Annotated in this window: 15 protein-coding genes; 3 read left to right on the top strand and 12 right to left on the bottom strand. The window is 67.7% G+C overall.

Annotation, left to right across the window (positions count from 1 at the left end; genetic code table 11):
- Positions 1-77 precede the first annotated feature (77 nt).
- The gene (locus KHZ24_03595; GenBank protein MBS5450281.1) at positions 78-3,476 is read right to left on the bottom strand and encodes a molybdopterin-dependent oxidoreductase; all 3,399 of its coding nucleotides are present in this window, start codon (positions 3,474-3,476) and stop codon (positions 78-80) included.
- Between the two features lie 261 nt (positions 3,477-3,737).
- On the opposite strand from KHZ24_03595, the gene KHZ24_03590 reads away from it, so the two are divergent.
- The 3 genes from KHZ24_03590 (at position 3,738) to KHZ24_03580 (ending at position 5,939) form a co-directional block, all read left to right on the top strand.
- Entirely contained in the window at positions 3,738-5,456 is a 1,719-nt protein-coding gene (locus KHZ24_03590; protein MBS5450280.1) for a response regulator transcription factor, read from the top strand.
- 65 nt (positions 5,457-5,521) lie between these two features.
- A complete protein-coding gene (locus KHZ24_03585) occupies positions 5,522-5,791 on the top strand; it encodes a hypothetical protein (protein ID MBS5450279.1) in 270 nt (89 codons plus the stop codon).
- Positions 5,784-5,939, top strand: a complete 156-nt coding sequence (locus KHZ24_03580; protein ID MBS5450278.1) for a hypothetical protein — start codon at positions 5,784-5,786, stop codon at positions 5,937-5,939. The genes KHZ24_03585 and KHZ24_03580 overlap by 8 nt, the downstream gene beginning before the upstream one ends.
- A gap of 135 nt (positions 5,940-6,074) precedes the next feature.
- Here the strand turns inward: KHZ24_03580 and KHZ24_03575 are convergent, their stop codons facing one another.
- The 11 genes from KHZ24_03575 to KHZ24_03525 form a co-directional block, all read right to left on the bottom strand.
- A complete protein-coding gene (locus tag KHZ24_03575) occupies positions 6,075-7,871 on the bottom strand; it encodes a hypothetical protein (protein MBS5450277.1) in 1,797 nt (598 codons plus the stop codon).
- Positions 7,862-8,722: a hypothetical protein gene (locus KHZ24_03570; GenBank protein ID MBS5450276.1), complete on the bottom strand. Its 861-nt coding sequence runs from the start codon at positions 8,720-8,722 to the stop codon at positions 7,862-7,864. The genes KHZ24_03575 and KHZ24_03570 overlap by 10 nt, the downstream gene beginning before the upstream one ends.
- A gap of 8 nt (positions 8,723-8,730) precedes the next feature.
- A complete protein-coding gene (locus KHZ24_03565; GenBank protein MBS5450275.1) occupies positions 8,731-10,779 on the bottom strand; it encodes a hypothetical protein in 2,049 nt (682 codons plus the stop codon).
- Between the two features lie 13 nt (positions 10,780-10,792).
- The gene (locus KHZ24_03560) at positions 10,793-11,983 is read right to left on the bottom strand and encodes a 4Fe-4S binding protein (protein MBS5450274.1); all 1,191 of its coding nucleotides are present in this window, start codon (positions 11,981-11,983) and stop codon (positions 10,793-10,795) included.
- Positions 11,970-12,896 carry a 4Fe-4S binding protein gene (locus tag KHZ24_03555; protein MBS5450273.1) on the bottom strand — a complete coding sequence of 309 codons (927 nt, stop codon included), beginning with the start codon at positions 12,894-12,896 and terminating at the stop codon, positions 11,970-11,972. The genes KHZ24_03560 and KHZ24_03555 overlap by 14 nt, the downstream gene beginning before the upstream one ends.
- A gap of 361 nt (positions 12,897-13,257) precedes the next feature.
- Entirely contained in the window at positions 13,258-13,908 is a 651-nt protein-coding gene (locus KHZ24_03550) for a 4Fe-4S dicluster domain-containing protein (protein MBS5450272.1), read from the bottom strand.
- An 8-nt stretch (positions 13,909-13,916) separates the two neighbouring features.
- Positions 13,917-14,660: a molecular chaperone TorD family protein gene (locus KHZ24_03545; GenBank protein ID MBS5450271.1), complete on the bottom strand. Its 744-nt coding sequence runs from the start codon at positions 14,658-14,660 to the stop codon at positions 13,917-13,919.
- A gap of 41 nt (positions 14,661-14,701) precedes the next feature.
- Entirely contained in the window at positions 14,702-15,490 is a 789-nt protein-coding gene (locus KHZ24_03540) for a hypothetical protein (GenBank protein ID MBS5450270.1), read from the bottom strand.
- 678 nt (positions 15,491-16,168) lie between these two features.
- Positions 16,169-17,215, bottom strand: coding sequence for a helix-turn-helix transcriptional regulator (locus KHZ24_03535; GenBank protein ID MBS5450269.1), 1,047 nt, complete (start codon positions 17,213-17,215; stop codon positions 16,169-16,171).
- Between the two features lie 431 nt (positions 17,216-17,646).
- A complete protein-coding gene (gene rlmKL, locus KHZ24_03530) occupies positions 17,647-20,049 on the bottom strand; it encodes a bifunctional 23S rRNA (guanine(2069)-N(7))-methyltransferase RlmK/23S rRNA (guanine(2445)-N(2))-methyltransferase RlmL (protein ID MBS5450268.1) in 2,403 nt (800 codons plus the stop codon).
- A 21-nt stretch (positions 20,050-20,070) separates the two neighbouring features.
- Complete coding sequence (locus KHZ24_03525) at positions 20,071-20,505, bottom strand: hypothetical protein (protein MBS5450267.1); 435 nt, start codon at positions 20,503-20,505, stop codon at positions 20,071-20,073.
- Positions 20,506-20,517 lie beyond the last annotated feature (12 nt).

Below are 20,517 nucleotides of genomic sequence, written 5' to 3'. Positions count from 1 at the left end.
TCCTCTCCCCTCTTATCCTTCGTAGAAGGCGCGCCCGCGGCGCGACGGCTCGCATGCCCGCCGCGGGCGCGCGCCCGTTACGCGCGAATCAGGCTCTTCGACGTCTGCAAGCCCTTTGCCTCGGCGCGGTAGTAGTTCATGCCCTCGGCGGCGGGGTCGGAGCTCAGCCACTCCTTCAGACGCGGATCGGTCGCCTCCCAGATGACCGGGTTGCCGTCGGGATCGCACGGCACCGGGTTGCCGAACGGGGAGTTCTCCGCCGTCGCCTTGTACACGACGACCGGGACGCCGCGCATCTGGGATGCGCCGCAGATCCAGCACTGCGCGTACTTGTCGAGGCAGCAGTTGATGTTGACGAGCTCGAAGCCGTGGCTGGCCGAGTCGACCTCGGGGAACCACCAGCCGTGGTTCGCGTTGGTCGTGCCCTCCTTGATGCCGTAATACAGGTCAGCGACCTCGCGGACCTTGCCCCACGGCGACTCGATCCACACCCAGTCGCCTTCCTCGATGCCCAGGCGGGCAGCGTCGGCCGGATTGATCTCGAAGCGCGGGTAGGGCCACAGCTCGCGACACCACGGCAGCTGGCGGTGCTCCGTGTGGAAGTACACGGGCTGGCGGGCGCCCGTCGTCATTGTGAACACGGCGTCGGGATGGGCCTTGAGCGCCTCGACATAACCCTCGCGGTTGATCATGTGCTCGTTCTCGTCCATCTTGCCGGCGACGGGCTGGCTCTGGCCGATCTCGTCGGCGCGACTGGCGTCGTAGAGCTCGGGCGCGCTCACCTTGGAGTTCTGTGGCTCACGCCAGTGCGGGAACTTGTCCTCGTCATCGATGTAGGACTCCATGATCGTCGACCAGATCTCGACCTTGGCCGTAGGCGTCATGAAGCCGGCCTTCTCGTCGACGGCCGGGTAGAGGTTGTAGCCGCCCTCCTGGCGACGGTAGCCCATCTCCCAGCGACGGTACGTGCCCCAGCGCTCGGGGTGCCACTCGCGGCAGTCGAACCAGCCCTCCTCCTGGAACTTGGCAGCGTACTCGGCAAACGTTGGGCCGTTGGGGAACTCGGGCGTCTTCCACGCGTCGCAGGCAGCCTTGAGAACGCGGGCCTCCTGCTCCTCGTAGCTGACGGTGCCGCCCATCTGCACGAAGTCCTCGACGTTGAGGTTGAGCCACTCGTCGTAGTCGGGGTCGGTGTCGTTGAACGGCACACCCATGGCCTTGTAGAGCAGCACGACGAAAACCGGGTCGTAGATCTGGTCGCCCTCAGGCTGCTTGGCGCGCTGGCCGGCGCCGAACACGCCACCGGCGCCCTGCGAAACGCGCGTCGTGTTGACCTCGAGCCAGTGCAGGCAGGGGAACACCACGTCGGCACAGCCGTTGTTCGGGCAGCTCCACAGGTTGATGTCCACCCAGAAGTCGAGCTTCGTCAGGGCCTCCCACGCCTCGGTGAGGTTCGACTCGTTCATGAAGTCACCGGACATGCAGATTCCGCCGTGGATCTGGTAGGGCGTGTCGATCTCGTTGATGGAGTCCCAGATCGTCGCCGAGTCCGCCCAGCGGTTCCAGTAGCGCAGCAGCGGGAAGCGCTCGGCGCTAATCTGCTTGGCGTTGCGCTCCCACGTCGTCGTCGGATTGGGCCACGCCGCCGAGGGGCGGTATGCGCCGCCCTTGCGCTCGGCGATCCAGCGAGCCTCTTCGTCGGTGGGCACCTTGTTGTCGTAGCGCTGCGCCAGCGGGGAGTCGTTGTCGATGAGGTACTGCACGAAGTCCTGGATCTCGGGAATCTGGTCCTCGATGGACTTGTCGCGGCCCTCCCACGTGATGGCCTTGTCGCCGTAGTCGGTCTTCAGCATCGTGGCGCGGCCGGGGCAGCCGTCGACCTCGGCCTTCGAGGAGCCGCGGTTGCCAGCCGGCTCGTCAGAGTTGCCGGTGATGCACGCGATGATCTGCAGCGCGCGCGTATTCTGGACGGCGTGGCCCGTCTGGTCGGGAGCGAGCTGGTAGTGGATGCCGCCGTTGCCGTAGGCCGGGTTGACGCGAGTCGTGTACGTGCGCACGGCCTGCTCAATGAGCTCGGCCGGAACCTCGGTGACCTCCTCGGCGTACTCGAGCGTGTACGGCTCGAGGTTCTCGGCAAACGCATCCCACACCGTGCGGGCGACGTGCTTCGTTCCGTCCTTCCACGTGACCTCGACCTCGCCCGGGAACAGGCTCGGCAGCTTGGGCAGGCCCTCGGGGTTGCACTCCTTCGAGCCGTTCGGGAAACGGTCGGCCTCCGTCTCGGGGTCGGCGAACGTCGAGATGTCGGGCAGCCAGGCGTCGGCGGCCAGCGGCTTATAGGGATGCTCGACCCACATGCCCGTCGTCGGGATGCGGTGCTCCTCGCCCTCCCACTGGCACGCCTCGGCGTCCCAGTACGTAAGGCGCTCGTTGGCCTCGTCCCACACCATGAAGCGCTTCGGCGAGCCGCCCTCCTTGAGGTCAGCCTCCGTGAGCAGGCGGGTCCGCATATGGATGCCGCCATTCATCTCCATGAACCACGTGCCGTCGCCGGGCTCGCCCTCCTTCTCCTTGTCCTCGCACCACAGGAACGGGGCGTTCGTCCAGCGGCGCACGAACGCGTCGTCGTAGGCCTCGTTGTCGAGAATCCACTTGAGCCAGGACAGCGACAGGCACAGGTCGGTACCGACGCGCAGTGGCAGCCAGATGGAGCTCTCCTTGCCCAGCGGCGTCAGGCGCGGGTCGACGAGGATGTGGCAGCTCGCGTGCTGCGACACGTCCGTGACCGTGCGGTTGTTCGAGTCGTAGTTGGAGTACTCGGCAGCGATGCCCCACTGCACGTACACCTTGGGCTCCTGCTCGACCTCCATCCACGGCGAGCCGATCTCGTCGGTCAGAATACCGCCGAAGTGGCGCGGACCCTTGCAGATCTCGTAGGCGAGGTGGGCGTTGGGCGTGCCGAACACCTGCTTGAGCGTACCGTAGGGAGCCTGCGTCCACACGCGCGACGTGCCGCCCATCGCAAAGATGGACTCACCGCCGTACTTGCTGACGATCTCGCCGAACTTCTCGCCGACGAGGTCCAAACCCTCCTTGAGCGAGATCCTCACCCAGCCGGGGTCATCCTCACCCTTGGGGTTCGTGCGCTTCATGACGTACTTCAGGCGGTCGGGGTGATAGGCGGCCTGCATAGACGCCTGCGACTTCGAGCAGCAGTGGCCGCGTCCGTGCGGTGTGGACTCGTCGCCCTCCACCTTGACGACCTTGCCGTCCTCGACAGTCACCCACACACCGCACTCCACCTTGCCGCACGCGCGGCACGTGGAGCGGATGCGCTTGACCTCGCCGGCCGTGGTGTCCTCGCCCTCGGCCAGGGCCTGCAGCGGGCGCGTTGTGCTCCCGGTCAGCGCGCAGGCAGCCGCGGTGACAGCCGCTGCCTGGACGAAGCTGCGACGGCTCATGGTGAGCTTGGCCATATGGTTCTCCTCCCTCGTTCTCCTCTTACCTGACAAGCGCTCGCACAGGCACCCGGAAGGCCCGGGGCTCAGCGAGCTTGCCCGTACGCCTCCCGATGCTAGGGTCGAGGGGGAAATCAACCTCATTCCCCGCGGTTGCTTCGGCAAGATCCGAGACTCATCCCCCGGGGATGATTGTTGGTGCGCAGAAACGTTTATGCTGGTCATCGGCTCATCTTCGGGAAAAGGCGGGCCAGGATCTGGGAGAGAGGGAGAAGAGGCATGGCGCTGCGCATACCAAGGCTGAGCCTGCATATCGAAAGCGACGAGAGCTCGTCGGTGGGAGAGCTGCGCGGAGAGGCGCTGGGCCTCGGCCTCATCGTGTTGCTCGTCCTCGACGTCCTGCTCGGCGGCGCCGGCAGCCTCGCCACCGGCGAGCCCACGGTGCAGCGCATCTCGTGCTGCGCGGCCGGCACCGCGGCGCTGCTGGCAGGCGGCCTGGCAGACACGCGGCTCCACGCGCTGTTCCGCCGGAGTTCGTCCATCGCCGTGGGGTCAACGCTCATGCTGGTGGGGGCCTGCCTGTCCATCGTCGCCATCGTGGTCGGAGGCGCCCTCAAGATCCCGATGCAGCTAGCAGGCGGGGCGCTCATGGGCCTTGGCCTGGCGCTCCTCACGTTCTTGTGGGGCATCGCCTTCGGCCGCCTCGACCTGACGGACGTGTCGCTCAACGCCGTCGTTGGCACCGCTCTCGGCATCCTGGCCTACACGTTCTTCGCCAGCAGGCTTCCCGTGCCCTGGGGTCACGCCATCGTGGGCGCCCTGCAAATGGCGCACGTCGTCCTGCTGCGCAACCGTGTGACCGATCGCCTGCCCGACCCCGACATGCGCGAGGCGACGTACTTCAGCGAGCTCCAGATCAAGCGATTCTCGTTCGCAGTCAAGATCGTCCCGACGCTCATGAGCCTCGGCATCGTGCTCGGCTGCCTCATCACCCACGCCGGCTTCGTCATGAAGCCCTCGGCGGGAGCGACCGGCGAGGTGGGAACGGCCGTGGCGGCCCTCGTCGGAAGTGCGCTCGCGCTGGGCGCCTGCGTCGTCGCGCGGCGCAAGGGGCAGAGCTTCGGGCACGCGTTTCGCACGATCCTCCCACTCGTGGCGCTGCTGATCCTGCCGCTTGCGCTCACACGGGCGGCGACCGTCTCCACGCCCGCCGTGAGCCTGCTGACGGCGTTCGTCATCGGGGCGACGATGTGCTGGGCGTATCTGGGCTCGCTCGCGCAGGGCTTTCGCCTCTCGCCCGTGTTCGTGTTCGGGCTGGGAGAGGGGAGCCTAGCGCTGGGATACCTGCTGGCGACGCCGCTGAACCTGTATGTGCAGCCCGCCGTGGGCGAGACTCTGTCCGGCGAGGTGTTCGGCCTCGTGACGAGCCTGGCGTGCCTCGTCATCGCAACAGGCCTCTTCCCCCGGCGTGACGACATCCTCGCCATCGTCGTGCGCCCATATCGGCCGAGCGCGCTTTGGGGCGCTGACGCCGAGCAGGACGGGCCGTGCGCCAGCTGTGCGCGCAAAGCCCAGGGGACTTGCCCGGCCGACGACGGCGAGCCTGCGAGTCCCACGGCCCCCGAGGCGGCGCCCAGCCAGCTGCCGCGCAGCCACGCGGGCACGCCGTACGTGCAGCCGGGCATCGGGAGCGTCATTCCGGGTGATGCTGCGAGCGCGCGCGGAGAGGAAAACGCAGGCGGTGAAGGGGACGGCGACACGGTGCGCAAGGGGCGCTTCGTGCGCCGCTGCGAGTATGTGGCCGACACGTTCCTGCTGTCGCGCCGCGAAACGGACGTGCTGTTCCTGCTGGCAAAGGGCCGCAACGTGAGCTTCATCTGCGAGCAGCTCTACATCAGCGAGGGCACGGCGAAGACACACGTCAACCACGTCTACAAGAAGCTGGGCGTCCACTCGAGGCAGGAGCTCATCAAGCTCATCGACGAGTTCGAGGCGTAGGGAGGAGCCGTACCCAGCGCGCACGGGGCCGTCACGCCCGGTGGTACACTTGTCCAAAGAGAGAGGTGATCATCGTGATGCACAGTTATCTAAAGCTTCCCGATGATACGCGCATCGCTTATTCAAACGTCCTGGAAGACAACACCGTACTCGTGGGCGTCGAGCGCCCCGTCGACGGAGGATTTGATTCGGGATACTGCCTGCTACCCGCCTATACGTGGAGCGAGGTCGAGGGATTCTCCCCCCAGGACATCGAGGATCTTACAGCCCTCATTCAGCGCAACGCACCCTTGATTCTCCGCCTCGCACACGAAGTGACGAAAACCTATGCCTAGGGTGCTCGAATTCGGCATCGCCCACAACAACGGCCAGATTCCGCCCAAAGATCTCCGAGACATCATGGATGTCATCACGCTCAACCACGATCTTATCTGCAACGAGTGGCGCAAGCGCTTCCAGGACGACATTTCTTTTTACAAGTAGCCATGCAAGTAAGGCGGGCCCCCATAGCGGGCCACAGTGCTGCAGATGCAAGGCGGGCCGGGGCGTAGCGTACTAGACGCTACGTAAGCCCCGGCCCAACGCCGCAGATGCGGTGCCGTGGCCCGCTACGGGCCGCTACGGGCGGAGGTGGAGGGTAGTGGAGATGAACTGCTCCCCTCCCACCGTCGAGGGTGCCTCGGCTCCGAGGGCGGCTATCGCGGGGCTTGGCGCGAGCAGAGCGACGGTCTCGCCGGCCTCTTGGCGCGTCCGACGAACGCAGGCGCCTTGGCGCCGTGCAACGTCGGCAGGCATGCGCTGTACGTAGGAAACGAGCAGCTCGTCGCAGGGGCGGGCCAGGGCGTCGCGCACAAGGCGCTCATCGGCCAGCCCGTCGTTGCAGCCTGCCAGCACAAGGATACGAGGATGCAAGCCAGCGAGGGCCGAGATGGATCCCACGCGCACGCACGTCCCGCGGTGGCCAAAGCGCTGCTCGACAACGCGGCCTACGGCACGGGCGAAAAGCACGTGGGCGTCGTCGGCCGGACCCACCGAGCCCCTGTCGTCAGCCACAAGGGAAAGCAGGTCCTCGGCCCCCTTCGCGCCGATTGCCTCGAGCAGGGCGCGGCCGCGTTTGCTGGAGCACTTCTCGACGAGCTCCCAACCAGCGGCGATGCGCTCGGCGAGCAGCCTGTCGGCACCGCTGACATTCTCGCCCGTGCACGGGCCCCGTCCCTCCGGCCCGATCGCGCGGTCAAGGCTCATCCCTCGTGCCTTGGCGGTCTCGCTCAGGCGGCGCCACGCAGGCGCGGCCACGTCGGAGCGGCCGACGGCGCACCACGTACGCCAGCTCGCGACATCGAGGGGATTGGCCAGCACGCCCAGTGCGGCAAACGCACGCAGGCCTGCGGAAGCGACGGCGTCGCGCGGATCGCCAGAAAGAGGGGGCCGATCCGAAGAAGCGCAGACTGTGATACCCGCTCGCCCGAGCGAATCGTTGATGCGGCGCACCCAGGTGCGGTTCGGGCAGGCGATAAACAGCTCGCCTGGCAGGGCAAGGCGCTCGATAGCCTGCCGCGCAAACGCGGCAATACCCGCCGCTTCCTCGGCAGCGTCCGACCACTTCACAACGCACGCTCGACGCGCGCCCAGGCGATGTACGGGGGCGTCGAGCTCAACGGGAGGCTCTGTCGCCTCGATGCAGGGTACGTTCCCGGACTGCGCAACCCACAGCTCCTCCCCTGCCAGGGCAGTGCAAAGGCGCAGAGCAGCGGGCGGTAGCAGATCGGCGTCGTCTACGAGCACGAAGCGCGCACCGCCACGTGGCATGGCCTCCCCACACCGGGTATCCGCCGAGCTCAGGCAGCCAATGGCCCGCGCGAACAGCGCCTCCTGAAGCAGGGCGCCCCGACGCCCCAGCTCATCGAGCAGAGCCGTCAAACACGCGTCGCCGTCGAGGCGCAGCGCCTCGTCACCCAGGCGCCACGCGCTCTGGGCCGCAGCGAGCGCCGCGCTGACCTGCTTGGCGGGAAACCCATGAGCGCGCAGGTCAGCGAGGAAAATTGAGCGCTCTGCGTGGGAAAGGACGCGCACAGAACGCGGGGCGTCAGCCGTCTCTGGCTGCGCGCCCTCCTGCCGCGAGCATGCCTCCGCGCCGTCGGAGGGGCCAGCCCCCCGCGTCGACAGAACATCCAGCGCCAGAGCCCGCACCGAGCTCGTGCGAATGCCCCGAGACAACGCGATGCCCGCGGCAGCCTCGAGACGGCTGCGCAGCTCGTCGACGGCATCGGCTCCCGGCGCCACGACGAGGACGTCCGCGGCAGCAACGCCCAAGCGCAGGAGTTCACAGGCTTGCTCGACGAGAGCCGCCGTCTTGCCGGAACCCACAGGGCCCTGCGTGAGCCTCACACGCGGCACGCCCATGGCTAGAGCCACATCCCGGTCACGCTGTCGAGCGAGCGTACGGAGCCGTCGGCAAGGCGCACATCCCACAGCGCGTAGTCGAGCGCCGTCAGACCATCGCTGGCGTGGACGATGGCGGATGCGCCGCTCTGTCGCCCGTTCGCGCCCGCGGCATCGCATGCGCCCGTCGCCTCCCCGCCGTCAAAGGCATCCGGTGCGGCCTCGCCAGTGCATGCGCCATGCGCTTCCCCGTCGTCGGCAGCACCCGACGCGACCTCGGCGCCATCGGCGTCGGAAGCGCCCCCCTCACGTGCGCTCGCCTCGTTCTCGACCTGCCGTTCCGCCAGCGCCTGGACAACAGCCGCACGCTGCGCCTCGAGGCTCGCGGCCGAGGGCATCTCGACGCCGGCGGCGTCAGACGGGATGACGCCGGCATTCAGCAACGCCCGGAAGCGGCCCGCGAGCTCATTGAGAGCGGGCAGGCCATCGCCCTCCCCCAATGCGATGCCGAGTACGTAGGGCTTCATGTCGAGCTCGACGCGGTCGTAGCACACAGTCTGTGAGCCGGCCTCGGCGCGCGACGTGTTGAAATTCGACATGGTGGACGACACCTTGTACGCCTTGGCCGCCAGCCAGGAACTCACGCCGACCCACAGCTCGGCACCCGTCCCTCCGGCATCCTCATCGCGCCAGTAGGGCTTGCCCATGCGCACGATGAGTCGCATCTCGTTGCAGGCGAAGCCGTCGGCCGCGACAGGCTCGTGGCTCCCCACCGTCATGGGACCAACGTAGGCGAACGAGCGCTTGATGTCGGCCGCCACGTCGGCGTTGAACTCGCGGGCGTCAAGGCTGGCCTTCTCGATGAGCGAGGGATGGATGGTCATGGGAACTCCTATCGAAGAGAGGCGCACGCGGCGACACTGGCTGCGGGCGCAGGGATGGCAGAGGGGGCGGGCGCCTCGACGAGCAGTCCGCGCGTAGGAATGTCGGCAAGACCCCAAGCATGCAGGGCGTACGTGCCCAGGTCGCTCGGGCGACATGCTGTGACGCGGCGCCCGTCGGCTCCCATGCGCACCCGATATCCCTTGAGGCCCAGCCGCTCGGCGAGCTCAAGGTCGCAGGACGAAAAACCCGTCAGTGTCAGCGTCTGCGTCGCGCACGAGCTCAAGGCATAGAGCTCCCGACGTGCCGCGACGTCCATGGCCTGGCGCTCGGCAAAACCCGCCTCCGCTAGGTCAAAGTAGGCGTGCGGCGGAGTCCAGCCGTTCATGAGACCACAGACGATGACGTGGGGCGCCTTGAGGCCGCAGGCGGCGTCGTATGTCACCAGGCGCACGCCAGCCTCGTCGCCGCCCAGCGCCGGCGTGAGCACCGCGCGGTACGCCCGCTCAAACAGCTCCGCCGCATCGGGCTCGTCGCCTCGCACAAGCTCGGCAAACGCCTGTGGTACGTCGCTCAGTCCTAGCTCTCGCGCAAGTCCATCGAGCAATGCCTCGCCGCGCAGGCCCTCCAGCGCCCCAATGAGCACACGCCCCTCGTGCCACGCCTCGATCACGCCACCCTGGCCGGGCACCGCAGGTGCGTCGCCGTCAGCAAGAAGCGCGATTGCCTCGTTGAGGCTCACGCCGCGCTCGCGCGCCAGCTTCTCGATGCCGGCAAATGCCGCGCTGCGGGCCAGGTAGTCGCCGCACCCGCACAGCACGCGCCACGCAAGCGGATCGGACGGGCCAGCAAGCAGGGCCAGCGTCGCGTAGAACCGCCCCGCAGCGCAGCGGTCGAGGTCGCGAAACGAACCGCCCACCGCCTGGCAATCCGACAGCTCCTGATACGCGACGCCTTCGGCATCAAGCGCACGCCCCACGTTGGCAAGCCAGCTGCGATTCGGCGCCAGTACGAGCACATCAGTGGGGTTAATCCCTCCCACCAGAAGGTCGCCCACGCTATTCGCAACCTCGGCGAACTCCTCCTGTGGCGTCTCGCACGTCATGCGGCACACACCCGCAGGCGCCACGGAGAGCGGGGTAACGTCGTACGTCTGCTCGGCCTCGACCTTGCCCCCGCTCTCGAGCAGGCCAAGCGACAGGGCGTCCAGATAGCCGCTGCTGGCTAACACCGCCGCAGCACCACGTGCGTCCCGGGGCGAGGCATCGGGCAGATCAATCACGGCGGCCCCCGCGTTGCGCTTCAAGAATTCCGCGACGCCCGCCGGATAGGGGAAGGGATCGGCACCCTGCACGGCGTGGCGGGGGTCGGCAAAAGCGGCCAGCGTGCAGGCCCCCAGCATGTCCAGGGCAACCTGAGACGCACGATTCAGGCACTGGTAGTCGTCAATGACAATGTGGGACACGCCCAGCCCACGTGCCGCCTCCGGGCAGACGCGCAGGAAGTTGACGCACAGGTTCGACACCTCGCAGGCCAGCATCGCATCATAGGCCGCGAGGTGGTCGCGCACGGCGTCGATCACCATCTGCTCGCGCGTGTCGATGATAAAGCTCGCCATATCGTCGTCGGCCAGCTCCGTCCAGCTCTTGCGAAAGAAGCCGAGCATGCCCTTGAGACGGCGGGCTGGCAGACCCGTCACGCGCAGGTCCTCGAGCAGAAACGTCTCTTCGAAGTCGGTGAGCACGCGGGCGCGCCGCCCCGTGTGGGCGCGGGCGGCCGGTGCTGCAAGCAGCTCGAGCTCGACGTCGCGGGCCGTGGCAACACGCACGCCCGCCAGGCAATCACCGCCAGCACGGCCGTCCAGAGCACGCCGGGCATCCGCAACAGCCGTGGCGCTGGCGCACACGAGCAGCACTGAGCCCGCCGGGACGTCCGCCTCTACAAGGGCGGCGACACGCTCGAGGGCCAGCGCCGTCTTTCCGGCGTTTGCCGTGCCGCGCACGAGAAGGCGGGGGGCGTCAAGCAGTGGCAGAAGTTCGCGCAATTCGTTCGGAGCCATAGGTCGCACCTCGCTATCGCTCATAGAGCTGGTCAAAGTGGATGATCTTGCGCAGCGCCCCGATCATGGAGTGGGGACCACCGCGCCCATCGCGCACAGGCGGCAGGTCGAAGCGCTCGGCAACGACGCCGTTGGCGACCTCGGACGCCATGACGTCCTCGCGCAGCACGAGCGCGCCGGTGGGACACACGTCCGTGCAGCAGCGGCACTTCACGCAGTCCGCCGGGCGATGCTCGAGCGCCACGTGGCCGTCGGGCCCCTCCACCTTGGCGATGGCGCCCGTCGGGCAGAACGTCGCACACATAAGGCAGGTCTTGCAGTGGCTCACGTCGATGTCGACGCGGCCCCACAGGCGCGTCTCGAGCGCCGCCTGCGCAGGTTCTCCCAGCCCAGCCAGGGCGTCGAGCAGGCGCTCGCGGCGGTCGGGCAGAAAGTGGGGAAGAGTGCCGTCGAGCATCACCTTGAGCGGACGGGCATCCGCCCCTCCCCTGCCACTGCCGAGATCCTCAGTTGGATGGATGTCGCCCACCTCCGCACCTGCGCGGCCCACCGAAGCGAGCAGTTCCCGCCGCCGCTCGTCATAGGCCGGCCCGACGGGAGTCGGCGCCTCGAGTCGCACGCACGGCGGCAGCTTCTCGCGCAGCTCGACGCGAACGGGCGAATTCCACGCCTCGAGCAGCGCGTTCGCCGTGTCAACGACCTCGACATACGTCGAGCGCCCCGCAGAGCGCGGGCAGCACTCGCACGCGGCGTGCGCGAGCAGGATACGCCGGGCGCCACGAGCCACGGCCTCCACCAGCACGGACTCATCCACGCGGCCCAGACACGTCACGCGCACGGCGCGCCCGGGATCGATGCGCCCGGCGTTGCGGCGCCACAGCGCGTCGCAGGCGATGACGAGTGAGTCTCCCGTGGCAGCAAGCGCCTCCCCCACGCGCTTCGCAAGCTCCGCGTCGCCGGGATGGCGCGCCTCGAGAGCGCACGTCGGGCAGACGGTCGCACACGTCCCGCAGCCCACGCAGCGCTCCGGGTCGATGGCGATCTCGTCGCACTCGATGCTGATAGCACCCGACGTGCAGGCCTGCGCGCAGCGCGTGCAGCTCGCGTTGCGGTTGCGCATGACGGCGCAGCGATACGGGAACACGGTGAGCTCAGAGCTCTGCAAGCGCTCGAGAGCACCCGCAAGCATCTCAGGCCTCGACATCGGTCGTCGCCTCCTTCACAGGCGTCCTGGACTCCCCAGGACGCGCGGTCCCAGCAAGCGGGGCGGCGTTCGCGCCAGTCGGCACCGGGGTCGCGGCGCCCCTCGGCGGCAGCAGGGGCATGGCTATAGCATGCGTCGGACACGCCTCCACGCAGGCGCGGCACTTGACGCACTCGTTGATGGCCGTCGGACTCGTCGTGAGGTCGCGCAAGTCGATGCCCTCGGGGCACGCCTTCGCGCAGCGCCCGCAGCGCGCCCCCTCGTGAGCCCCCTCACGCGTCTCGAGGCAGACCGCGCGGTCGATTGTCGGCACGAACGTGCGGTTGGCCTTGGCGACCAGCGACATGAGCGCGCCGAGTGGGCAGAAGCGGTGACACCAGCGACGCGCGACAAGCAGCTCGACGACGAGCAGTGCGAGCGCGATGACAAGTGCCCACGACGCGCTGCCCGTGAACAGGCGCAGCACGAGGTAGATGGCCGCAAACGTCAGCCCGATGGGGCAGACGAGGCAAAACACGGGAAAGCCGAACACGGCCGCTGACAAGAGGCTTCCGCCCAGCACCCAGTGACGCGTGTCGAGCGCCTTGCCGCGCACCTGGGCGCAGCTCGCGCAACCAGCAGACGAGCCGCACCCGCCGGCCCCGCCACCGCACGAGCCCGTGACGCCCTTCTTGCGCGAGCTCTCGCGGTCGCCGTCGCGCAGGCCCAACAGACGCTGGACGAGCGGCACCGAGCACACCCATGAGCAGAACGCGCGCCCAAACAACACGATGAGCGTCACGGCAATGAGCAGGCTAATGAGCACGCGCGGAACGAGCGTCTTGCTCGCCAGCAGTGTCGCCAGCGCACCGACGGGACAGATGGCCGAGATGGACTCCCAGCCGAACGCCGAGATGTTGCCGAGCGGCACCATCGCCACAAACGCAACGGAGCACGCCAGCAGGACAAGGGCCGGTAGAGCACGGCGCAGCCTCGTGAGGCTCGCTCCCCTTCGGCGCCCGCCCGACACGCTCGGCTTATACGAAGCGACGGCTTTGGCGCGACGGATCGGAGCGACGCCGGAAGACACTGCCCTCTCGGCGCGCGCCTGCGGCTTGTCCGAGCACACCGGCCTTGACCGGACGCTCCGAACGTCGATCTCACCCTCGGCCTCTCCCTGAAGCTTAGACTCAGCTTTAGCAGAAAGATTTGTATCATTCTCGCAGGTCACAGACGTCATGCCGTCGTCGGTCTTGCGAGCCTGCGGCTTATAACTTGCACGCTTGGCCATGCGCTTACACCTCCCCGCCCCGATCGGCCGCCACGACGATGATGGCGCGGTGCGTCGCGCCCGCCACGGGTGTGCCCGCCGTCATGGAAGGACACGCATACTCGCAGGCCCCGCAGCCGTTGCACTTGTCCAGCTCGATGTGGGGGCGCTTGGCGTCGTCGAGCGTGATGGCGTCGAGCTCGCACGCGTCGTAGCACTCGCGGCAGCGCGTCATGCGGTATGCCAGACACCAGTCCGTCGTCAACATCGGCTTCCCGATGACGACGTCTCTCCTCTGCGCCCCCTGCTCGATGCGCAGCGCCGTCGTAGGACACATCTCGACGCACCGCGGATGCCCGTCGTTCGTCTCCGTGCAGAAGTCGCACCAGCCGGCGTGGAAGTCAACCGTCGGCGTGCGCAGGTTCGCAAAGCCACCCTCGACGCCCGCAGGCGCAATGGCTTTCTGCGGGCATGCCTCGTAGCAGCGCTGGCAGCGCACGCACAGCGAGAGCAGCCGCCCCTCGTCCTGGCCACCCGGCGGGCGCAGAAGGCTGCCCCCACCCAGATACTTCGCGCCGGCCCCCAAGCCCACGGTGCCCACGACGCATCCGAGCCCCGCCAGGACCTGCCGGCGCGTGACGCCAGCTTCCCTCTTCTCCTTGCCTCCCATCGCCATCGACCGCCCTACGCCGCTTCGACGCCCGAGAGCAGCTCGCCGAGGAGCGCCCCCTCAATCTCGACGAAGCCCTGCGTCAGTTCAGCAAGGCCGCGATAGAGGTCTGTCTGGGCGAAGCGGCCCATGTCGGCAGCAAGCATCGGCACCCAGTTCGCCAGGTGGTCGGCCACAAAGGCGCGCTGCGTGCGCAGGGCGACAACGGCGCCGTCCTCGTCGCCCTTTCGCAGTAAGGCAGCTGTGCGCTGGGCCATGACCTGCATGAACTCAAGCTCCACGGCAATGTGATCCTCGCACTCGCGCCAGTGCTCCTCCTTCTTGAGGCCGTTGGCGCGATAGACGGCGAGCACCTCGGCGCGCGCCTCTTGCATGAGCAGACGCTTCTCTGACGTGTGCACCGACTCGTAGGGATAGGCCGCGGCATGGCCGTTAACGCCGTGGCCGATGAACGTGCGTACGTAGTCACGCGCCAGCTCGAGCACGCTGTCCTCCCACGTGCGCTTCAGGAAGCGATACATGAGCGAGTAGCCGGCATCGACGTGGGCGTTGCCCGTGTTCGTGGGGAAGCGCATGCCGCGCAGGTCGTCGAGCAGGGTCTGGTCCACCTCGACGCGGAACAGGCGGGCGAGCAGGCCATACGTGCGAGCGCGGCCGTCCATGACGCCAGCAAGCTCCTCGAGCTGGGGATTTGCGGCGGGGACGGCAGATGAGGCGGCGCCGGCTGCGATGGCGGCACTCGTATCGAGTTTGTTCATGGGATGATCCTCTCGACTCAGGGATGAACTGCGAAGGGGCGCTACGCTCCGACAGCTATCTCCTCCAGATAGCGCAGGCCGAGCTCCGTGGCGTTCCAGCCCCCGTCGTGCCAAGCCAGCGCCTCGCGGTTCTCAAGAAGCTCTATGAAGTGGTTGGAGTAGCGGCGGGGGCTCTGCACGAGCGGGTCGTCGTCGACAAGCGCGTCGATGGCGCTTTTAGGCTGAGGCCGCTCGGCGCAAAACGCCAGTACGCGCTCGTAGACGGGCCGATAGATGGCCTCCGACTCCGAAGAGAGCAACTCTAGCAGAGCCCCACCCTCCCGATGGGCCGACAGCACGATGAGCCCGTCATCCGTCGAGGTCCACGTTGCCTCGGGCGCCTCTTTCACCTCGAGGTACTCGATGCCATCCTCCTGTTCGACCACCTCGTCGGCGCTGTCGGGAACCTCGCTCGTCAGAGCACCAGCGCGCTCGAGGATCGAACACAAGGACAACGGCGTGTACACGGAGCGGTTCTCTGCCTGCGCCGCGCTCACTGCCCGCGCGACCTCGCTCGTCGTACGCGATTCGCAGCACGCCTCTATGATGGCGAGGAACACGGGCTTGCGACCGGGATTGCGGCGCAGCAGCTCCTCGATGGCGTCCTGGGCGCTGGCATAGCGTTGCCGGTCGAACACGCTGTTGCCACGCAGCGACTCCGGCATCTCGGGCACGATCGGCAAGTCGACGATGCCCTCGTCCTCAGCGTCTTCCACCAGCGCGAAATCCTCCGCCAGCGGGTCGAACGCCTCCTCGTCCTCGATGCAGACGCCCTCTTCATACGCTCCCATGTGCTTGCCCTCTCCTCACGATCCGCAGGTCATTTCCGGCGTTCACGATAGGGGCGTGCCATCGAGGCCCGTCAGGCAGGCAGGATGATTGAAGCGGGGAGGTTGAGGCGTATTTCTGGAATCATCCTCGGGGGATGAGGCGCTGAGCTGAGGGTTTGATGAGAGGCAGGCGCCCAGGGGCAGACACGCTTGGGGGGGGCAGGCGCCCCCTGGCTGGGCGTGCCCGGGGCGGGTATGCCCTCTGGCTGGGAGCGCCTGGGGCGGGTATGCCCCCTGGCTGGGCGCGCCCGGGGCGGGCGTCCTCCTGGCTGGGCGCGCCTGGGGCGGGCGTCCTCCTGGCTGGGCGCGCCTGGGGCGAGCGTCCTCCTGGCTGGGCGCAATTTTCGCTTGTGCTGGGTTTTGTTGGAGCGCGCCTCCAAAATGGGCGCGATTTGCGGCTGTGCGAGGTTTGCGGGAAAGCTCCGCATGCATGCTCCAGAAAACCCGCAGGTCAGGAGGCTGGGCCTAGAGCGCCACCTCGCACATCCGCAAAATGGGGCCAATCTTTTCCCACACAACCGCAATCCGCGCCCATTTTCGAGAGCTCATTTTGCAAAAGCCCGCACATCCGCAAAAAGCGCCCGGGCAAGCGGCTCGACCCCAAGGAAGCTCGCAAACGCGACAAGCGCGGAGAGCACTCTAGCCGTTGCGACTCCCGAACTCGCGCATAAGCAGGCTGGCAATACCGCAGAGGATGCCACCGATGGCCCAGGGCAGCCAGAACGGCTGATGCGCGGCGACGCTCCACGCCGCGTGATCAGACACGTTGCCGCCCGCAAACAGCACGCCAAGGAACAGCCAGATGAGGGAGGCGATCATCGCCGCGAGCATGATGGCACCGCACACAACGCCGATACGCCTGTTCATGCGTCCCTCGGCAAGAAGTCGTGCGCGCCGGGCTTCGTCCACATCGAGACCCTCGATGTCGTCAAGCTCAAGGTTCTCGGCGATCTCCTTGTTATAGCCGGCGATGTTCATGCGCCCCAGCGTCATGCCGCCGTAGACGATAAACCACACTCCCGCAGAGATACCGGCAAACAGAGCGGCGCTACCCCACGTGTCTTCGTGCGCTGTTCCATCGAAAAGAAAGAACCCCAAGAGGCCCAGCAGGATGAGTCCGATACCTGCAACGAGACAGATCGACATAGTGCGCCGAGCCCGCGCACGATCTTTCTCCGTATAGAAGTCCTGCACGTAAGGATGCGCCTTCTGGAACGCGATGTGCCCCATACTGGCAGGGATAAGCAGGGCAAGCCCCGCCAAGACGCCTGCGAACAGGCAGACTACCGACAAGATGCCCGTCTGCCTGCCTGGAACGAGGGCGATATTCGCAAGCAGCCCGGAAGGGATGAAGCCCGCGATACAGAGCGCGACGCCCGTGGGAACCTGTAGGGCAAAACGACGTGCGTGTTCGTCGTAGCCGCAGACGTCGTGAACGGGGCCGGTTGCTTGTACCATCTGAGGGCAAGGCTCAGCAGGACGAGTGCTGAGGTCGCCCCGAACGAGGTCGTCAAGCGTGCAGCCGAAAATGTCGCAGATGGCAAGCAGCTTATCCATCTCGGGAGAGGCCTTTTCCGCCTCCCACTTTGTCACCGACTGGCGACTGACACCAAGCAGCATCGCAAGCTGTTCCTGCGTCATGTTACGCATGGCCCTCAGGTGCTGTAGGTTGTCACGAAAGCTCATAGGGGCGCCTTTCAGAGAGGGCGGGCTTTGGCTGCTGAAAGCCGGGTACGCAGCCCATAATACGCGCCGTCCCAAACGCCCTCCACCAACCCACAGGCTGCATTTTCCTGCAACCGCAAGGCGCCTACCAGTTGCAACCCGCAGGTAGAGCGGGTTGGGCTATGAAATAGCGGCGAGCTCGCAAGCACCCTTACCCCGTTAAGCGAGGCCACAGTGCGCCGGATGCAAGGCGAAGGGTGGCGACGCGTACTAAGTACGCGAGCCGCCCTTCAACGCCGCAGATACCATGCGAAAGCTATCGCCGTTAGGCGACGCTGGAGTGCGTCAGATGCAAGGCGCCGCGGCCCGACGCGTATTGAAATACGCGAGGGACCGCGGGAGCGCAGCAGATGACGTGCTCCAGCGCCGCCCGTTGTTATCGAAGGATCCCCCTAATCGACGCGACGCACCTCATACACATGGTGGATCTTCGCGTTGCGCGAGAAGTCCTCGGGGATCGTGCCCTCCGTCGTGTCGCGGATCTCGAGGCCTGCCTTGGCCAGCGCCTCGCTGTCGGGCGTGAAGCCGCGCAGGTTGCACGAGAACAGGATCATGCCGCCTCGCCTCATGATGCGCGACGCCCCGATGAGCAGCTCGGCATGGTCGCGCTGCACGTCAAAGCCGCTCTGGCGCATCTTAGCCGAGTTGGAGAACGTCGGCGGGTCGATGAAGATGAGGTCCCAGCGCAGCGCCGTGTGGCGCGTCTGCTGGATCCACGGCATGACGTCAGCCTGGATGTACTCGTGCGAGCCGCCCGCGAAGCCGTTCTGCTCCATGTTGCGCTTGGCCCACTCGAGGTACGTCCCCGACAGGTCGACCGTCGTCGTGGAGAACGCGCCGCCGTCGGCCGCATAGCAGCTCGCCGTGCCCGTATACGCGAACAGGTTCAGGAAGCGCGTCCCACTCGCCAGCTCGCGGATGCGCCCGCGCACGTCGCGATGGTCGAGGAAGATGCCCGTGTCGAGGTAGTCGGAGAAGTTGACCTCGAACGTGAGGCCCCCCTCTTCCACGAGCGCGCCACGTCCGCGGCGGCTGCGCGCGTCGGAGGCATACTGCGAGCCGCCCTTCGCGCGCTTGCGCACCTTGAGGAACACGTCCTCGGGGTCGACGCCCAGCACGCGCGGCGCAATGGCGAGCGCATCGGCCAGACGACGCGCCGCCAGGGCCTCGTCGACCTCCTTGGGCGCCGCGTACTCGCTCATGACGAGCCAGCGGCCCGGCGTCTGGGCGCTGCCCTGGTACAGGTCGACGGTGACAGCGTAGTCGGGCAGGTCGGCGTCGTACACGCGATAGCAGCTCACGCCGGTGCGCTTCGCCCACTTGGCGCGCAGCTTGCCCACCTTTGCCAGGCGCGCCGCAAATTGGTCGCTCGCCGGCACGAGCACGCCCATCGTCGAGCCGTCGGGCAGCGCGATGTCGCTGTAGGCGCTCACGCTCGGCACGGGTGGCAGCGCACCGTCCTCGTCCCCGGCGCCCTGAGCAGCGGGCACGTCCGCGAGCCCGCTCTCCCCCGCGAGACGCGCCGCACGGGCAGCCGAGGGGTAGCTCGCAACGATGGCGCGCGCCGAGCCGTTCATGACATCGACGCTGGCTTCGGGCTTGTAGCCCAGCAGGTAGCCGAGGGCGTCACCCGGCTCAAGCGCGACGAGTGGCACCTCGCGCAGCGCCGGCGTCCGCAGCAGGGCCGCCACAGTCGCAAGGCGGGCCGGCTGGTCGCCCGTGACGCCGGAGAGTCCCTCATCCACGATGACGCAACCCGCGAGCGAGCTCGGCAGCGCCGTCTCGCCCAGGTTGAGCCCGGACGGGCCTCCGCTCGTGATCTCGATGGCGTCGAGCAGGTGCGCACGCTTCGCCATGTCGGTGAGCTCGCTGCGCACTCCGGCGTCGCGAGCCGCCACGACGACGCGGCGCCCCGTCGCAAGGCCAGCGTCGAAGCGCTCGTCAGCCGCCGAGATCTCGGCCTCCCACGCCTGCGCGTCAAAGCCGAGCCAGGCGTCGAAGCCCCAGCGGTCGCGCGTCAGGCCCGGCGCGCGGTCGCACGCGATGGCCGCGGCCTCGACGGCAAGCACGGGCGAGGTTCCCAGAGGGTCTACGAACACGGCGCGGGCATCGCGGCGGGAGCGGCGGGGCCAGTCGCCCTGGGCCAGCACGAACGCCGCGAGGTCCTCGCGCAGAAACGTCGCCGGCGACGCCTGCGAGCGGGCGCGGGCGCGCACGCGATAGCCGCGGTCGATAAGCGGATCGCCGGACAGGTCGATGCCGATCGTCGCGCGGCGGTCGTGCACGGCGCACGTCAGGCGCAGGTCGGGCCGCTCGGGGTCAACGTTGGGGCGCTCGCCACGCTGCTCGCGCAGGCGGTCGGCCACGCCGTCCTTCACGCGCAGGGCCGCGAAGCGCGGGTCATGAAGCTCGTCGTTTCCACCGCGCGCGCTCACCGCGATCGTGGCGCCCGGCGCGATGTGGTCCTCCCACGCGATGCCGCGCACGCCGTCGTATAGCTCGTCAGCCGTAGCGCACGGCACGCGCTTGACAACGAGCACGACACGAGACGCGAGACGACTCCACAGGCAGACGCGCAGGCCGCACGCCACGTCGCCCGCAAACGAGACGCTGCCCTTCAGCGGGCGCACGCGGGCGCAGCCCAGGCCGCGCAGCTCGCCGGCAAGCGCCGCCTCGAAGCCCGAGGGGCACGTCGCCGAGAACTCGAGGGCAGGTTTGGCCGCACCGGAGCGCTTGCCGCGCTCCGGTGCCTTCACGGCCGCAGCGTCAGCAACCGTGGGGTCGAATTCGTCCATCTTCGTCTCCTCGCTCATGGCTTATCGACCCCTTCGGCCGCTCTTCGTGGTGGGATGCTTCTCTTCCCCGTCGGGTGCCACGCTGATGAGGTCGCGCTTGGCGATCTCGTCCGGATCCTCGCCGCGCTTGACGGCTTCCCCGGCCTTCACCTGGTCGGCGTTGACGCGGAAGTGCCGGTCGTGCTTGGCCCAGACGCCGACACTCTTGCCGTAGCCCATCTTGAGGCCGAATATGCTGCCGCCGATGAGGCCGATGACGAGGCCGGCGACCCACAGCAGGCCCAGGGCCGACACGAAGGCCGACACGACGATGCCCACGGCGATGGCCGCGATGTTGTACGCCCAGAACTGGCGATTGCTTCCCAGGCGAGTGGCGAGCGTCTCTCCCACCTTGTTGCCGATGACGATACCCAGCACCATGAAGAGCAGGGAGATGACGGCGGTTCCAAAGTCCATGCGAACAGGCCC

The sequence above is a fragment of the Coriobacteriia bacterium genome (genome assembly GCA_018368455.1).
Taxonomy (GTDB): Bacteria; Actinomycetota; Coriobacteriia; order Coriobacteriales; family UMGS124; genus JAGZEG01.
The sequence above is the reverse complement of the archived record's forward strand: the minus strand, read 5'-3'. Positions and strand labels throughout refer to the sequence as shown.

Coding starts and splice junctions, on each gene's coding strand:
- KHZ24_03580 (MBS5450278.1), top strand. CDS start 5,784: ATGCCTAGGGTGCTCGAATTCGGCATCGCCCACAACAACGGCCAGATT.
- KHZ24_03565 (MBS5450275.1), bottom strand. CDS start 10,779: ATGGCTCCGAACGAATTGCGCGAACTTCTGCCACTGCTTGACGCCCCC.
- KHZ24_03590 (MBS5450280.1), top strand. CDS start 3,738: ATGGCGCTGCGCATACCAAGGCTGAGCCTGCATATCGAAAGCGACGAG.
- KHZ24_03525 (MBS5450267.1), bottom strand. CDS start 20,505: ATGGACTTTGGAACCGCCGTCATCTCCCTGCTCTTCATGGTGCTGGGT.
- KHZ24_03545 (MBS5450271.1), bottom strand. CDS start 14,660: ATGAACAAACTCGATACGAGTGCCGCCATCGCAGCCGGCGCCGCCTCA.
- KHZ24_03570 (MBS5450276.1), bottom strand. CDS start 8,722: ATGACCATCCATCCCTCGCTCATCGAGAAGGCCAGCCTTGACGCCCGC.
- KHZ24_03535 (MBS5450269.1), bottom strand. CDS start 17,215: ATGAGCTTTCGTGACAACCTACAGCACCTGAGGGCCATGCGTAACATG.
- KHZ24_03595 (MBS5450281.1), bottom strand. CDS start 3,476: ATGGCCAAGCTCACCATGAGCCGTCGCAGCTTCGTCCAGGCAGCGGCT.
- KHZ24_03550 (MBS5450272.1), bottom strand. CDS start 13,908: ATGGCGATGGGAGGCAAGGAGAAGAGGGAAGCTGGCGTCACGCGCCGG.
- KHZ24_03555 (MBS5450273.1), bottom strand. CDS start 12,896: ATGGTGCCGCTCGGCAACATCTCGGCGTTCGGCTGGGAGTCCATCTCG.
- KHZ24_03540 (MBS5450270.1), bottom strand. CDS start 15,490: ATGGGAGCGTATGAAGAGGGCGTCTGCATCGAGGACGAGGAGGCGTTC.
- KHZ24_03560 (MBS5450274.1), bottom strand. CDS start 11,983: ATGTCGAGGCCTGAGATGCTTGCGGGTGCTCTCGAGCGCTTGCAGAGC.
- rlmKL (MBS5450268.1), bottom strand. CDS start 20,049: ATGGACGAATTCGACCCCACGGTTGCTGACGCTGCGGCCGTGAAGGCA.